15 protein-coding genes are annotated in these 14,887 nt (G+C 41.3%); 10 read left to right on the top strand and 5 right to left on the bottom strand.

What is annotated here, in order from left to right:
- Window positions 1-144: 144 nt before the first annotated feature.
- On the top strand, window positions 145-798 hold the full coding sequence (locus ACTQ45_RS10665) for an HI_0552 family protein (RefSeq protein WP_441752633.1): 654 nt from the start codon (window positions 145-147) through the stop codon (window positions 796-798).
- A gap of 479 nt (window positions 799-1,277) precedes the next feature.
- Here the strand turns inward: ACTQ45_RS10665 and ACTQ45_RS10660 are convergent, their stop codons facing one another.
- The 5 genes from ACTQ45_RS10660 to ACTQ45_RS10640 all read right to left on the bottom strand — a co-directional run bounded on the left by ACTQ45_RS10660 (window position 1,278) and on the right by ACTQ45_RS10640 (window position 4,496).
- The gene (locus ACTQ45_RS10660; RefSeq protein ID WP_441763683.1) at window positions 1,278-2,495 is read right to left on the bottom strand and encodes a hypothetical protein; all 1,218 of its coding nucleotides are present in this window, start codon (window positions 2,493-2,495) and stop codon (window positions 1,278-1,280) included.
- Window positions 2,496-2,520: 25 nt separating this feature from the next.
- A complete protein-coding gene (locus ACTQ45_RS10655; protein WP_441752631.1) occupies window positions 2,521-2,883 on the bottom strand; it encodes a thioesterase family protein in 363 nt (120 codons plus the stop codon).
- Window positions 2,884-2,919: 36 nt separating this feature from the next.
- Entirely contained in the window at window positions 2,920-3,759 is an 840-nt protein-coding gene (locus ACTQ45_RS10650) for an aldo/keto reductase (RefSeq protein WP_441752630.1), read from the bottom strand.
- A gap of 165 nt (window positions 3,760-3,924) precedes the next feature.
- Window positions 3,925-4,206, bottom strand: a complete 282-nt coding sequence (locus ACTQ45_RS10645; RefSeq protein ID WP_441763682.1) for a hypothetical protein — start codon at window positions 4,204-4,206, stop codon at window positions 3,925-3,927.
- A 92-nt stretch (window positions 4,207-4,298) separates the two neighbouring features.
- Window positions 4,299-4,496 (bottom strand): hypothetical protein, encoded by a 198-nt coding sequence (locus ACTQ45_RS10640; RefSeq protein ID WP_441763681.1) that lies wholly within the window; start codon window positions 4,494-4,496, stop codon window positions 4,299-4,301.
- A 664-nt stretch (window positions 4,497-5,160) separates the two neighbouring features.
- Here ACTQ45_RS10640 and ACTQ45_RS10635 point away from each other — a divergent pair.
- The 9 genes from ACTQ45_RS10635 to ACTQ45_RS10595 all read left to right on the top strand — a co-directional run bounded on the left by ACTQ45_RS10635 (window position 5,161) and on the right by ACTQ45_RS10595 (window position 13,375).
- On the top strand, window positions 5,161-6,312 hold the full coding sequence (locus tag ACTQ45_RS10635) for an ABC transporter substrate-binding protein (protein WP_441763680.1): 1,152 nt from the start codon (window positions 5,161-5,163) through the stop codon (window positions 6,310-6,312).
- 195 nt (window positions 6,313-6,507) lie between these two features.
- Window positions 6,508-6,669 carry a hypothetical protein gene (locus tag ACTQ45_RS10630; protein ID WP_441763679.1) on the top strand — a complete coding sequence of 54 codons (162 nt, stop codon included), beginning with the start codon at window positions 6,508-6,510 and terminating at the stop codon, window positions 6,667-6,669.
- A gap of 41 nt (window positions 6,670-6,710) precedes the next feature.
- Window positions 6,711-7,658, top strand: a complete 948-nt coding sequence (locus ACTQ45_RS10625) for an ABC transporter permease (protein WP_441763678.1) — start codon at window positions 6,711-6,713, stop codon at window positions 7,656-7,658.
- A gap of 1 nt (window position 7,659) precedes the next feature.
- Window positions 7,660-8,475 carry an ABC transporter permease gene (locus ACTQ45_RS10620; RefSeq protein ID WP_441763677.1) on the top strand — a complete coding sequence of 272 codons (816 nt, stop codon included), beginning with the start codon at window positions 7,660-7,662 and terminating at the stop codon, window positions 8,473-8,475.
- Complete coding sequence (locus ACTQ45_RS10615) at window positions 8,476-9,411, top strand: ABC transporter ATP-binding protein (protein ID WP_441752624.1); 936 nt, start codon at window positions 8,476-8,478, stop codon at window positions 9,409-9,411.
- On the top strand, window positions 9,408-10,205 hold the full coding sequence (locus ACTQ45_RS10610) for an ABC transporter ATP-binding protein (RefSeq protein WP_441763676.1): 798 nt from the start codon (window positions 9,408-9,410) through the stop codon (window positions 10,203-10,205). The genes ACTQ45_RS10615 and ACTQ45_RS10610 overlap by 4 nt, the downstream gene beginning before the upstream one ends.
- Window positions 10,206-10,229: 24 nt before the next feature.
- Entirely contained in the window at window positions 10,230-11,042 is an 813-nt protein-coding gene (locus tag ACTQ45_RS10605; RefSeq protein ID WP_441763675.1) for a metallophosphoesterase, read from the top strand.
- 213 nt (window positions 11,043-11,255) lie between these two features.
- On the top strand, window positions 11,256-12,062 hold the full coding sequence (gene proB / locus ACTQ45_RS10600) for a glutamate 5-kinase (protein ID WP_441763674.1): 807 nt from the start codon (window positions 11,256-11,258) through the stop codon (window positions 12,060-12,062).
- 65 nt (window positions 12,063-12,127) lie between these two features.
- Window positions 12,128-13,375 carry a glutamate-5-semialdehyde dehydrogenase gene (locus ACTQ45_RS10595; protein WP_441763673.1) on the top strand — a complete coding sequence of 416 codons (1,248 nt, stop codon included), beginning with the start codon at window positions 12,128-12,130 and terminating at the stop codon, window positions 13,373-13,375.
- Window positions 13,376-14,887: the final 1,512 nt, after the last annotated feature.

Genomic DNA, 14,887 nt, shown 5'->3' with positions numbered 1-14,887 from the left:
CCAACAGGCTGGCAGCTATTTACGTTATGTAGATAGCTGTTTTTTGTTTTAGAAAATATTTGAACTGCTAGTTCTAAAGTGCTGTTTGAAGCGATTAATCTATGATAGGCTTTAATGGTAATGAATAACAAAGGAGTTGGGCGAATGACGATTGATTTAACAGCTTTAGGTGACTTCATGGCTTATGAGAAAGTCAAATATATTTCACCAGCCAAAGCTAGTGAAAGAGCTGAGGAGATGGAAGATTTTAAAAAAGCGGGGCAAGTGGCACGTAAGACGTTTCAAGGATTAGTGACGGCTCTACTTGGTCGAACGGAGAATTTTCAAGCAGATAAAGTGAGTGCTTGGATGAATCAAGCACAAGTTGGGCGTCCGCATTTTTGGTGCTATTTCTTTGTAGAGGGTGATACGCGCTTGGATCCGACTTTTGCGATTCGTCTGAAGACAATTGACGGCGTATTAGGAATTTCCTGTGAATTAAGTTTTATTGAAAGAGGCAGTCAGCCTGACACTCTATTGCGTCAAAATCAAGTGTTGAAGGTCGATGTGACTGACGGCTCGCTGTATTATTGGGCGCAAGTCAAGGGTGAGAGTAACTATTTTCCACTGACGCTAGCTTCGCGAGAAGTGCTTGCGAAGGGTTTGGCGTCGGGAGAGGTTCGGAAAGTGTTGGTCAAATATGATATACCAGCGATCGAAAGCTTTGGATCGGCACAAGCTTTAGTAGAGGAGTTATTGGCTGGCTTTGAAAAATTATTGCCTTTTTATGAAGCGACTCGGCAGTTAAAGCAGGACTAATGCCAGCAATTGATAATCTTTAAGCAAATTTATTTCTTGAAGACTCACTGAATACACCACTCTTGGGCGACATTAGGAAGCGCTTGAGAGTGGTGTTTTTGGCTTGTCTAGAGGTGGTGCCTTTTGTCCCCGTTGGTTAATCTTTGTAGCTGTTGAGTTTGGTTCCTTGATAGTCCAGGTAATAGTCAAACAAGGATGTGATTAAGTGGGAGTGGTCTTCTTCGAGCTCGTCACTGTCTTCAGGATGTGTTTGACTAGGGAGACTAAGCGGGATAGGTCATGAGATTATAGCGAGCGTTGGTTTGAACGCAGTTTTTCAGTAGCTCTTTTGGTGGTGGCTCTGACTGACTAGCTGGGTTCAATCATAAAGAGGCCATTGCTGCCTGCAGACTTAGGTTAGATGAAAAGTCGTGACTGGCTATCAATCGCCTCATGTATTTGGTTTTTGCCTGGTTAGTATGCCGTGTGGGACTCGCCGCTTAATTGAAACTACCGGCACCCCAGTCACCGATTATATCGAAACGTTCGCCGTTATAATCTAAGAAATGTTCATAAAGAGGGCTGGTTATGGGGAAAGAGAGTTTGAAAAACATTTGCTGCTTTCCTTGGGCGGCAGCTTGATAATGGGGTTGAGTTAAAGGCATATAAAAGCTGCTGGCAGTTGGTTCTACTAGAGTGATGTCTAACGGAATGTCGTAAGATGACATCCCAGCTAGCTCTTGAATGCCTTTGAATGGCCATAAATCTTCAGCAATATACTGATAGTTAGCTGACTCGTTTGTCGTCGAACTTTCGCCATCATTTTGGTCTTGATTGACGTCCTCCGGCTGGCTTATCCACTCAAAAATCCAGTAGGCCCTAGTTTGAACGGGTTCAGTAATTTCTTCAACGCCATGTTCGATTAACGTCAATTGTTCAGTGATGGCTTGGTCAAGTGTCGCTTTTTCAAGTGGCTGGCTCGCTGTTTCTTCAAACGCAATCAAGTGTTCTTCGAGTACCTTCTGCTTTAAAGCCAGGCTGTCATTTTTTAAGGTTTCGACCAGGCTATCATAGTCTTCAGGCGAAAAATTAGGGTCAGCCATCACTAAGTGAATGATCCGTTCTGCATCAGAAGTCGTCGGCAAACCGACATTAATATCTTCAGCCATTAAAGCATTGACGAGGGCATATTGGCTAAAAGGGTCCACCGTCGGTGTTAACAGGCGAATTTGCCAAACGGCACCGGGAGCCATCATAAGACTCTGGCTATCAACTGCGGGTGCCCATTGGGCATTAGGCATCGTTATTAATTCCGAACGCATTTCAACAAATGAACGGATGCCATCTTCAGTTTCCTGGCGAATGTTCAAATAATTTAAGACAGTCATCGGTTTAAGATAAGACTGGCTAATATTCTCAAGTTCAATTAACCAATAAGCAGCCGGCCCCTTCTCGCTCGGAAGATAGCCGTGCTCAATGACTGTAATACGTTCAGTGTCAAAAGGAGACAAGTATGAGAGGTCGATGGACAGGGCGCTTTGTTGAGGAAAGTTTCCAATTAAAAGTTGAGCAGCCTCAAGGGTCTTTTCGCTTAAGGACTCGCTTGTTTGACTTTCTTTCTCGGTATCTTCTTGTGCGAAGCTCGACTGGACAACTGGCAATAACAAGAGTAGAAAAACAAGCGACAACAACCAGGTGACAAAGCGTAACCGTCTCATCGGTGCACCTCCTAAAGTGTTGACCTTAAATAGTCTTCATAAACGAATCGATATTGACAATGGCACGTTTGTGGGTTGCCTCGCCAATTAATTTATTCGAATCATAAGCTTCGATTTTAAAAGACAAAATTTGCTTGCGACGTTCAACAAGGCTTGCTCGAACTTGAATTTTGCGTCCAATCGCAGACGGCGCCAAATGGCGGACATTAATCTCAATGCCAACAGTCGTATCGCCGCTGTCGCATTCAGGCTCGGAAGCTGTCAAGGCAACATTTTCCATGAAAGCAATCATTGCCGGTGTTCCAAAGACTTTCAAACCACCAGACCCGACTGCCGCTGCACTATGCTCATCTAAAACAACAAATTCTTTTTCAAAATATTTTTCCAAAATAGGACTCCTCACTCTCTGTGTGAAAACAATTGCTTAGTCGAACTCTTCGTATTCGTCAGGATTTTGACCTTCAATTCGTCCTGGCTCACCACGGTCCAATTGATTGATACGATCCATATCCTCTGTGGATAATTCAAAATCTAATACGTCCAAATTAGCTGCTTGATTTTTGGCCGAAGCTGATTTAACGATGGCTTGCACATTGTCTTGTAAATTCCAACGGATGACAATTTGACCAGGATTTTTTTGATACTTTTCAGCTAATTCTAAAATGAGTGGATCCCCCAATACATTTAAGCTATCTCGGCCAAAAGGACTCCAGGCTTGGGTTAAAATCCCATGGCTTTGATTGGCTCGCACGCTGTCCAAGTTATTGAAATAAGGATGACGTTCAATCTGATTTATGGCTGGAACGACACCAGTCTCGTCAATGATTCTTTGTAAGTGTTCGGCTGTAAAGTTTGAGACACCGATAGAACGTACTAGACCGAATTTTTGAGCATCGATTAATGCACGCCAAGCCTCAACATAGAGATTCTGTTTAGGTAATGGCCAGTGGATTAAGTAATTATCAAAATAGTCTAAACCCGTTCGGTAAAGCGACTCTTGTAATAATTTAATGGCAGCATCATATTCATGCGCTGAACCTGGTAATTTTGAGGTCACTTGTATGTGTTGGCGAGGTATGTGTGAACGACGAATCGCTTCGCCGACCATCCCTTCATTATGATAGTTAGTAGAAGTATCAATAAGTCGGTAACCTGCATCAAGGGCTGTTAGAATGCTATTGACACCTGTTGCCCCTTGGATTTTTACCGTTCCCAAACCAATAACTGGGAGTCGGTTCCCATCATTTAATGTAAAATATGTCATTAAATCATCCTTTCTGTTCATGTTTCTTCTATTATAATCGAAAAGCTGACAGAACACATTTGAAAGGGCTTCATCCATCCTACCTGTCACTTGTTTTTGAATGGTGCATACAAAAAAACTGTGACTTTACTCAAGAAGTAATAGTCACAGTTTAATGCTTGATTCTTAATGTAAGTCTTTGCCCCAATCCACCTCGAAATAATCATGACCTTCTTGACGGAGCAATGGATAATTTGTCCGATACAAACTCCCATTAGCATCTTGCTCCAAATACATGACAAAATTCTTTGGATAAATTGACAACATTTTCGTAAAGACATGACTTTGATCGATAATGACCGTTTGAATTTCCTGGTCACTTTCAAACCAGTCAGTTTTTAAATGAAAATAAGCTCCCGGCGAAATAACTGTATCATACTGACAAATTGTAAGAATTGATTGTACCATCTTAAATTTCCTTTCGGTTTTTTCTAAAGAAGTTCATGTGATCACTATTAATTTATTGCTGGATCGATTGAGAAAGTAAATGCGGCAGTTTTCTATTTGTTCTTTGGCTCATGTAAGGCAGATAAAAACTGTTGGAAGACTTCTTCGGATTCTATCACGTGAAAATTTGTATCACAACAGCCAACATAAGTTGATGTCGTGAGGTCTTCGTGTGCCAAGGCTTCATCGCTTAATTCGATATCATCTTGTTTCGTCCAGCCAATGGCTGCTTCTCGAGTGGCTTTTTTCATGCTTACATTCACCTCCTTTGCTCAGATTGAAGTAGGTATCTTTACAGTTAGTATACCAGATTAGGGAGCGATTGTGAATGAGATAACAATTTGACTTGTACCTAATTCTCGAGCCTATTCCTGAAGTATGAGAAGGTGGTGTTTTTTCGAGAAAACGAATGGGCTAATCTAGCCTAGAGTGGGCATTGCTCGCTTTGTTTTTGAGAAGTCCTGGTGAAGATAAGCTTGAGGCGGTGTTACAGGATTTTCTCAGAAAAAATAAAAATATTTCGGATGTAAAGTGTGTTGATTGTTATATTATGTGGTCAATATAGTGTGGGTAATTGTGAATGATTGGATGTTGTTTTATTGAAAGGTTTCTTTTGTCCCATTGGATATTGCTTAGACGCTTAGATGAATAAGTGTATCAACATACTGATGAAACAATTTGTACATTGATTTGCTTAAGATGAAAGAATTGCGAAAGAAGGTGAATTAAAGGGGAGATTGCCAGTGACTAGCTTGAAATATTTTATCTATGCTACTATAAAAATTAATATATATATCTTTTAGCTAGTGGTTTCTTGTTAACATAATATTTACATGGAAAAGACAGTGAGTTTACATTCCAATGTTAGACTAATGGTGTTGGTGAAAATAGTTAAAGTATAGAAGGAGAATCTTAATGTTGAAAAAACCTTTGGTTAAAGCATTCGCTGCTGTAACAAGTGCCATGTTATTGTTCGGTGCAACGGGAAGTTTGACACAAGTCAATGCTCAATCCGATAGAGTGGTAAAATTCGCAATGGTTTCAGAAATTGATAGTTTAGATCCTAAGCAATCTTCAGGAACGGACACAGGCTCAATGTTATCTAATATGCATGATGGTTTAATTGATTTCGATGAAGCAGGGACAATTATTCCTAATTTAGCTGAGAGTTGGGAAGTTTCTGAAGATAACTTAACTTATACGTTTAAGTTAGTGGAAGATGCAACATTCCATAATGGAGACACTGTAACGGCTGATGATGTTATTTGGTCATATGCTTCTTTAGCAGGATTAGATGGAGAGGAAGCAACAAGTTCTAAATGGGAAGTTGTTGAAAGTATCACTGCGGTTGATGAGTTTACAGTTGAAATTACCTTAAGTTCAATTGACTCAGGTTTCTTAGCAAGAACCTTAATGCCTGTAATGCCGGCAGACTATGAAGATCAAGCGTCAATGCCAATCGGTGCTGGACCCTTTAAGTTTGTTGAGTGGAACCAAGGGGAAAGTTTAGTTATGGAACGTAACGATGACTATTACCTGGGAGACAAAGTGGCTGAAATTGCCGGTGTTGAATGGATTTTAATGCAAGATCCTGCCACCATAACATTAGCACTTCAAACTGGCGAAATCGACATCGCTGGAACAAGTATTGAAGGTAAAGCCCAATTAGGCGACACGATGAATTATGTTGAAGGACCACAAAATATGGTTGTTATTTTTGGTTTGAACCATACTCACGAACCTTTCCAAGATATTAAAGTTCGACAAGCGATTAATTTTGCGATTAATAAGCAAGAATTAATTGATGTAGTTTTCCAAGGTAATGGGGTTGAGTTAGGTTCTATGTTCTCGCCTGCAATGGAGTATTACTATCAAGAAGGTTTAGAAGATGTGTATGCTTATGATCCTGAAAAAGCGAAAGAATTACTAGCAGAAGCTGGACAAGAAGATTTAACCTTTACAATCAAGGTTCCGAGTCATGCTCAATTCTATGTGGATACAGCTCAAGTGATGGCGAGCCAATTATCTCAAGTTGGAGTAACAATGGAAATTCAACCGATTGAGTAGAGTACTTGGTTAGAAGAAGTATATACAGACTTTGATCACGAAGCGACACTGATTGGTTTAACAGGAAAAATTGATCCTTACGATGTATTAATTCGTTTTAGAGAAGGCTACAACCGTAACTTTGTAAACTATAACAATGAAGCTTACAATACAGCCATCGACAATGCCATCCAAGAGTTAGATGAAGAAGCCAGAATGACTTACTATAAAGAAGCTCAAACAATTTTAACTGAAGATGCTTCATCAGTCTTCTTATTTGACCCAAATCGTATCACTGCTATGCAAGGCGATTTAGAAGGCTTAGGTTTATTCCCAGCTCAAAAATATAACTTAGAAGATTTAAGAATTGTTGAATAGATTGTTAAAGGTTTAATTATAAACTTAGAAAGGAAAACACCATGCATCGTTTTTTACATAAGTTGGTGACGACATTGTTTACCTTATTGTTGGTGTCATTGATTATCTTTTTAAACTTTAATGTTCTACCAGGTAATCCTGCTACCGCAATTTTAGGACCCGATGCCGATATACAACAAATAAGAGTTCTTGAAGAGCAATTAGGGGTCAATCAACCCTTACACACAAGACACTTTGACTGGATAAGTGGTATTTTCCGAGGAGATTTAGGTACTTCATATCGTTACAGAGAGCCGGTCGCGCAGATTATTGCCGATCGGCTTCCTGTTACATTATCCTTGACGCTGTACTCACTGATTATTACAGTCATCATTGCGATTCCAATTGGGATCTTCATTTCGAGGTATGAGGGAAGAGCTGTCTCGACGATAGCAAATACAATAAGTCAACTTGGTATTTCAATCCCGTCATTTTGGTTAGAGTTTGTTTTAATTTTAGTTTTTGCTGTAAATTTAGGTTGGTTTCCAACCTTTGGTTATAAAGATTTAAGTGAAGGACTGGTAGAACATCTAAAATCGATGTTTTTACCTTCTGTTTCTATTGCTATCTCGAATATTGCTGTGGTAATCCGCTACTTATCTAACTCGGTAGCTGATCAACTGAATAAAGATTATGTGACAACAGCCGTAGTCAAAGGTGCATCGGATAACCGTGTCATGTATGGGCATGTGCTGAAGAATGCCTCTTTACCAGTTATTACAGTCTTTGGTTTAATGGTTGCTGATACCTTGGGTGGCAGTATTATCGTCGAGAATGTTTTCGCCTTACCGGGCATTGGTTCTTTATTAAATTCCTCTGTCCAATCACGAGATTTTCCATTGATTCAATCACTCGTCTTATTTTTATCCATTATCATTGTACTGGCAAATTTTGCGGTGGACATGCTTTATCAAGTTATTGATCCTCGAATTAAGTCAGGAGGGAAATAACATGAAGCGCAAACAACATAACTATAACTTAATAATTGGGGCGACGATTGTCTCGATTTTGATATTAATGATGCTTATCAGTTTCTTCTATACGCCACACAATCCAAATGAGATGATTACAGCCGACCGACTTCATCCCCCGTCTGCTAAATATTTGTTCGGAACAGATAATTTTGGTCGTGATATATTGTCTAGAATGATGCAAGCCACACAAACCGTCTTCCAAGTCGGGATTAGTTCGATTGCGATTGGCTTAATTGGCGGTTTGCTTGTCGGTAGTTTGGCCGGTTATTGTGGTGGTTGGGTCGATGAACTGTTAATGCGTGTAATGGATGCCATGCTAGCGATTCCCGGTATTCTTTTTGCTATCATGCTCGTCTCGATTTTTGACCCTAGCTTAACCAACACCATTCTGGCTTTGGGGATTCCAAGGATTCCAAGTTTTGCTCGGATTGTTAGAAGTGGTTTTCTTCAAGTGAAGGAATTTGATTTTGTTAAATCTAGTAAAATCAAAGGTGCGAGCCATTGGCATATTATTAGGCATCATATTTTGCCCAATATTACGACGCAAATTATTGTCATTACATCTTTATCCTTTTCGACAATTGTTTTGTCTGAAGCCGGCTTGAGTTTTCTTGGCCTAGGTGTTCAGCCGCCAGATCCTAGTTGGGGCCGGATGTTAAGTGAAGCCAAGCCTTATTTAATCAATGCACCTTGGTACATTATATCAGTCGGTATTTCGATTACTTTACTTGTGTTTGGTTTTAACTTATTAGGCGATGGTATTCGAAAAATGCAAGATAAGAGGAGGGATTAGATGGATACGGTATTGAAGATAGACGATTTAAATGTCAATTTTCTAATCCACAATCAAGAGTATCCGGCGATTGAAAATCTCTCACTTCATATAGCTTCCAATGAAGTAATTGGGATTGTTGGTGAATCGGGCAGTGGGAAAAGTTTGACTGCTAAAACGATTTTGGGTATCTTACCGAAAAACACCAGAACTTCTTACAAGGAAATAAGCTATAAAGGAAAAGACATCGCCTATGACGAACCGGATGCAATCCGGAAAATTCGTGGCGGAGAGATTTCTATGATTTTTCAAGACCCATTATCTTCACTGAATCCGGTATTGAAAATCGGAAAGCAGGTTGAGGAAGTCCTGATTCTTCACACGCAATTGAAGGCCAAAGAGCGTCTTCAAATAATTGTAGATTTATTTAAGCAAATGGGCTTTGAAAATCCGATGCGTATTTACCACTCTTATCCCTATGAATTATCCGGTGGGATGAGACAAAGAATCGTGATTAGTATGGCGATTATTACCAATCCTGGCTTAATCATCGCAGACGAACCAACGACGGCACTCGATGCGACCATTCAAAAGCAGATATTAGATATATTGAATCGCTTGACCCGCCAAAAAGGGAATGCTTTGATGTTGATTTCGCATGATTGGGGTGTCATTAGTAGCATGACCGACCGAGTTTATGTGATGTATGCTGGACGGATTGTTGAAACGGGTCCTACACATGAAGTGATTGAAAATCCCCAACATAATTATACAAAGGGCTTGCTAAGTGCCATTCCAAGTTTAATGAACAAGGGCAAGAAACTTTATAGCATTCCCTTTAGAGTCCCCGCTATTGAAGAGCGTCAATTGGGGAGATGGCCATACATTCAAACGACGCCAGCTAACCAAGCAGAAGTGGCTGCCATGTTTCCTGAAGTAAGGGAGTTGATTAAATGACTCACATACTAGAAATTAAGCACATGACAAAGACTTTTAATGAATCATCTTTCTTATTAAGGCGGCGTTTTGACAACACACCACCTGCTGTTGATGATTTTTCTTTGAGTATCGCAAGTGGCGAAAGTTTTGGCTTAGTCGGCGAGTCTGGCTCGGGTAAATCAACTGTGGCCAATTCAATCATGGGCCTAGTCAAGCCAGAGGCAGGCGAAATTTTGTTTGAAGGCCATGATTTACTAACAATGTCCCAACAGGAGCGACGCGCTCTTTATCAGGAAATGCAGATGGTTTTTCAGGATCCTTATAGTACGCTTGACCCTAAAAAAACGGTTGGTTGGAGTATTATGGAGCCTTTAAATATTCATAAAATTGGCAGTAAAGCGGAACGCAAGCAAATGGTGCTAGAGGCTTTGACTGATGTGGAATTAGATGAAGCCTATTTTAATAGTTATCCACATCAATTAAGTGGTGGGCAACACCAAAGAATTGCGATTGCCTCAGCAATTGTCTTAAGGCCTAAATTGTTAGTGATTGACGAGGGAGTTTCTTCGTTAGACGTATCCATTCAGGCAGCGATTTTGAATTTGCTTAATGACTTGAAGAAAAAATATCAGTTAACTTACCTGTTTATTTCACATGATTTGAATGTTATCGAATATTTCTGTGATCGAATTGCGGTCATGTATCACGGAAAGTTGGTTGAAATTTTTGATTCAGCGAATACAGATGTTTCCAAACGGGCAGACTACACTAAGAAATTAGTCGAGGCCATTCCACAAATTTATTTGACATAATTTCAGGCTTAAAGGAGGACACTTATGAGAATTGGCGTTATATCAGACTTACATTATGATTTAAACGAAAATTATGGCGAAACAGATTTTTATTACACCCTACATGAGATAGTAACTGAACAACAAATCGATTTATTGATGATTGGCGGAGACATTTCCAATAGTTACGAGACAAGCACACGCTTTGTTGAAAGATTGCAAACAGTCATCGATCGGCCAGTCAAGTTTATTCCAGGCAATCATGATTATTGGGAAAAGGATTCAGACGTTAAAGACAGCGCCGCTGTTTATCGTCGTTATACAAATCACCCGCAATGTCTCATGGAGAGACCGCTTATTCTAAACGATCGCTATGCTTTAGTTGGACATTCTGCTTGGTATAATCATTCTGTTCATGACCCGCGTTTTAGCGAGGAAGAAGTGGAATTAGGGGTTTATGGTGAACGAACTTGGCAAGATAAGTTAAATACGAATTGGGGAATGACAGACCGTGAGCTATCTCGAAAATTTGCTGAGATTGTCCGTAAGGATCTGGAAGCTGTCGGGGAGCGTGAGGTGATTCTCGTGACGCATATGGTGACGGTCCCTGAATTTACAGTGAAGATGCCACATCCGCAATTTGATTATTTCAATGCATTTATTGCGACGGATGATTTTGACAGCCTTCATCAAGAGTTTCCGATAAAGCATAGTTGCATGGGGCACGTGCATTATCGACATTCCTTTGAACGTGATGGCATTAGCTATAGTTGTAACTGCCTTGGCTATGAGCGGGAATGGCGTAGTGAAGACTTTAAAAAAGAGTTAGAAGCGTCACTTTATACGGTGGATATCTAAGCAAAATTTTGACTACTCGAGGCAGTTGCTTCGAGTTTTTTTATTACTAGGAAGCATTCTCTTCTTTTAATTGGCGCGAGTAATTTAGCGGCCTATTTTGCCTGTGGGCTTGGTGTTATTTATTAAATAGTTATGAGAAACATTAGAAAAGACACTAGCTTAATTCTGCTGTTTCGGTATAATAAAAGTATTCGAGGGACTAGGAGAGACGTTATGGAACGAGAGTTTATCAAGGATTATCAGCGGATTGTTATAAAAATTGGAACAAATTCCATTATGCAATCTCAGAAAAAAGTGAATTATCAAAAAATTGATCGCTTGGCCTATGTATGTGCTAGCTTGCAGCAGGCGGGTAAAGAAGTGATTATTGTGACGTCTGGGGCGATTGGTGTTGGCGCGAGTACGTTGGCTTATGATGAGTATCCCAATACAATCGCGGAGCAACAGGCTTTGGCTGCCTTTGGGCAGAGTATTCTGATGGGGCATTATAATCGTTTTTTTCAACATTATAATCAACATGTGGGCCAGATTTTGCTGACGCGGGATGTGATTGATTTTCCGGAGTCTTTGCTTAATGTGCGGACGGCTTTGGAGACTTTGCTTGCGAAGAATATTATTCCAATTATTAATGAAAATGATGCAGTGGCGGTCGATGAGCTGGATCATCAAACCAAATTTGGTGATAACGATACCTTATCGGCAATTGTTGCCAAAGTGGTGGATGCGCAACTGTTAATTATACTGAGCGATGTGGACGGATTATATACAGATAATCCGATGCGTAACCCAGAAGCGGCGATGCTTGATCGGGTGACGGAAATTACGGATGAGATTATTTATATGGCGAGTGGCAAGGGTTCTGAATTTTCTAAAGGTGGTATGTTGACGAAAATCAAAGCCGCCGAGAAAATGCTGGCTGCCAAGAAGGCAATGATTGTCACGAGTAGCGAGGATCCGACGAGCTTGTTTAAAATTTTAGAAGGTGACGCTATTGGGACGCTGTTCAAAAGTGAGGATTAAAGCGTTTGGCGATTGCAGGCAATTGAGACAATTCGATAGATGGATTTTGAAAGGACAGGATGGACATGACTTACTTAGAAACCTTAGGCCAACAGGCTAAGCAAGCGGCTCGCGTGGTGCGTTTGTTATCGGCCAAAGATAAAAATGATGCCTTAGCAGCGATTGCGCAAGCTTTATTGGAACAACAGGATGAGATTTTGGCGGCAAATGCGCTCGATTTAGAAAATGGACGTCAGAACGGTCTGACAACTGCCTTACTTGAGCGTTTAACCTTGACTCAAGCGCGTATTCAAGGGATGGTTGATGGTTTAAAACAAATTGCAAGTCTAGAAGACCCGATTTTAAAGACAGATTCACAATGGGTGAACCGCGATGGCTTGCGGATTAGTCGTCGCCGTGTGCCTTTAGGGGTGATTGGAATTATTTATGAGTCGCGTCCAAATGTGACGGTTGATGCGTCGGCTTTGTGTTTGAAGGCAGGCAATGCGGTGATTTTGCGTGGCGGTAAGGAAGCGCTCGAAAGTAATCAAGCGATTGTTAAGGCCATTCAAGCGGGTTTGGCGAAAAGCAAAGTGCCAAACACAACCATTCAACTAATTACTGATCCTTCGCGTGAGTTGGCGGCTGAATTTATGACGATGAATCAATATGTAGATTGTTTGGTACCGCGTGGTGGTTCTGGTTTGATTCAAGCAGTTCTACGTCAAGCAACGATTCCTGTTATCGAAACCGGTGTCGGCAATTGTCACTTGTATGTAAATGAGGCGGCTGATTTAGAACAAGCCTACAATATTTTATTGAATGGTAAATTGCAACGTCCTTCAGTGTGTAACGCTTTAGAGACGCTGGTGGTTGATGTGGCTGTGGCGGAGAAGTTCCTGCCGGAAGCAACAGCAGCACTTTTAGATGCAGGCGTGGAAATTTTAGGAGATGACACCACAGTCAAAATAGTACCACAAGCCACCCTGGCGAATGACACTGATTATGCGACGGAGTTTTTAGACTATCGTATAGCGATTAAAGTAGTTGAAGATTATGATGCGGCCGTTGCCCATATTGAGCGTTTTTCTACTGGCCATTCAGATGCTATTATCACAAAAGATTACCAAACAGCACAAAATTTCTTGAATGACATTGATTCAGCTTGTGTCTATGTCAATGCGTCGACACGCTTTTCTGATGGAGAAGTCTTCGGTTTTGGTGGCGAGTTAGGCATCAGTACTCAAAAACTTCATGCACGAGGTCCAATGGGGCTAGGGGCCTTAACTAGCTACAAGTATGTTATCGAAGGACAAGGTCAGGTTAGAGAATAGCCGGATGGTCTAACTTAGCTCTCATGAATTTGATTATTTTTGAGGCGCGATGAAAGTCTAATTAAATATAAATAAATACTCTACTGAGTTCGCACAACCACTTTAGATTGTGTGAGCTTTAGTAGAGTTTTTTGTTGGGGATTTCGCTGTGAGGTGTAATTAACAAGGTGTGGTGTTTCTAAGTCGTATGTAGACTGATGGGAGATTGAGAGAAACAAAGTAATGTGTTGTAGGCTTGCGTGATGAATGCGGTGTGTGAGGTGTAGCGTGAACTAGTTTGGAAAGGCCGGTGGATTTAGTTGGGCTTGTTTTCGCCAAGATCGTTCTTGCGACAAGACGATGGGTTTCGCTTGCTTTGCTCGCGACGATTTATGAAGTTCAAGTGGCTGTTTAATCGTGCTGGCGATAGGCATCACACCTTTTTGGTTTTGGTGCGAGTGGTGGGTTGCTTGAAAGCGGAGGATGTGGTGCGTTAGAAATTATTTGTTTTCGCCAAGATCGTTCTTGCGACAAGACCAGCGGTGTTGCTTGCTTTGCTCGCGACGATTTAATGAAGTTCATGTTGGCTGTTTAATCGTGCTGGCGATAGGCAGCACACCTTCTTGGTTTTGGTGCGAGTGGTGGGTTGCTTGAAAGCGGGGGATGTGATGCTTTAGAAATTATTTGCCTCCGCTAAGATCGTGCTTGCGACAAGACCAGCGGTGTCGCTTGCTTTGCTTGCGACGATTATATGAAGTTCAAGATGGTTGTTTAATCGTGCTGGCGATAGACAGCACACCTTCTTGGTTTTGGTGCGAGTGGTGGGTTGCTTGAAAGCGGGGGATGTGATGCTTTAGAAATTATTTGCCTCCGCTAAGATCGTGCTTGCGACAAGACCAGGGGTGTCGCTTGCTTTGCTCGCGACGATTTAATGAAGTTCATGTTGGCTGTTTAATCGTGCTGGCGATAGGCAGCACACCTTCTTGGTTTTAGTGCGAGTGGTGGGTTGCTTGAAAGCAAGGACATGTGGTGCTTTAGAAATTATTTGCCTCCGCTAAGATCGTGCTTGCGACAAGACCAGGGGTGTCGCTTGCTTTGCTCGCGACGATTATATGAAGTTCAAGATGGTTGTTTAATCGTGCTGGCGATAGGCAGCACACCTTCTTGGTTTTAGTGCGAGTGGTGGGTTGCTTGAAAGCAAGGACATGTAGTGCTTTAGAAATTATTTGCCTCCGCTAAGATCGTGCTTGCGACAAGACCAGGGGTGTCGCTTGATTTGCTTGCGACGATTATATGAAGTTCATGTTGGCTGTTTAATCGTGCTGGCGATAGGCAGCACACCTTCTTGGTTTTACCTTATCTCACATCGTGGCGCCACGAGCGACGGGTCCTGGAAGGTGTTCCACATCGTCGCGGCAAACGCCACGATGTGTAAACGTGAAAAAGTCCCAAAACCTGGTCAAATACGCATGTTTTTAGTATATTTCGAGCAGAAACACCTCAAAAGTCTCATTTCACATCGTGGCGCCACGA

Source organism: Fundicoccus sp. Sow4_D5 (genome assembly GCF_052116365.1).
Taxonomy (GTDB): domain Bacteria; phylum Bacillota; class Bacilli; order Lactobacillales; family Aerococcaceae; genus Fundicoccus.
The sequence above is the reverse complement of the archived record's forward strand: the minus strand, read 5'-3'. Positions and strand labels throughout refer to the sequence as shown.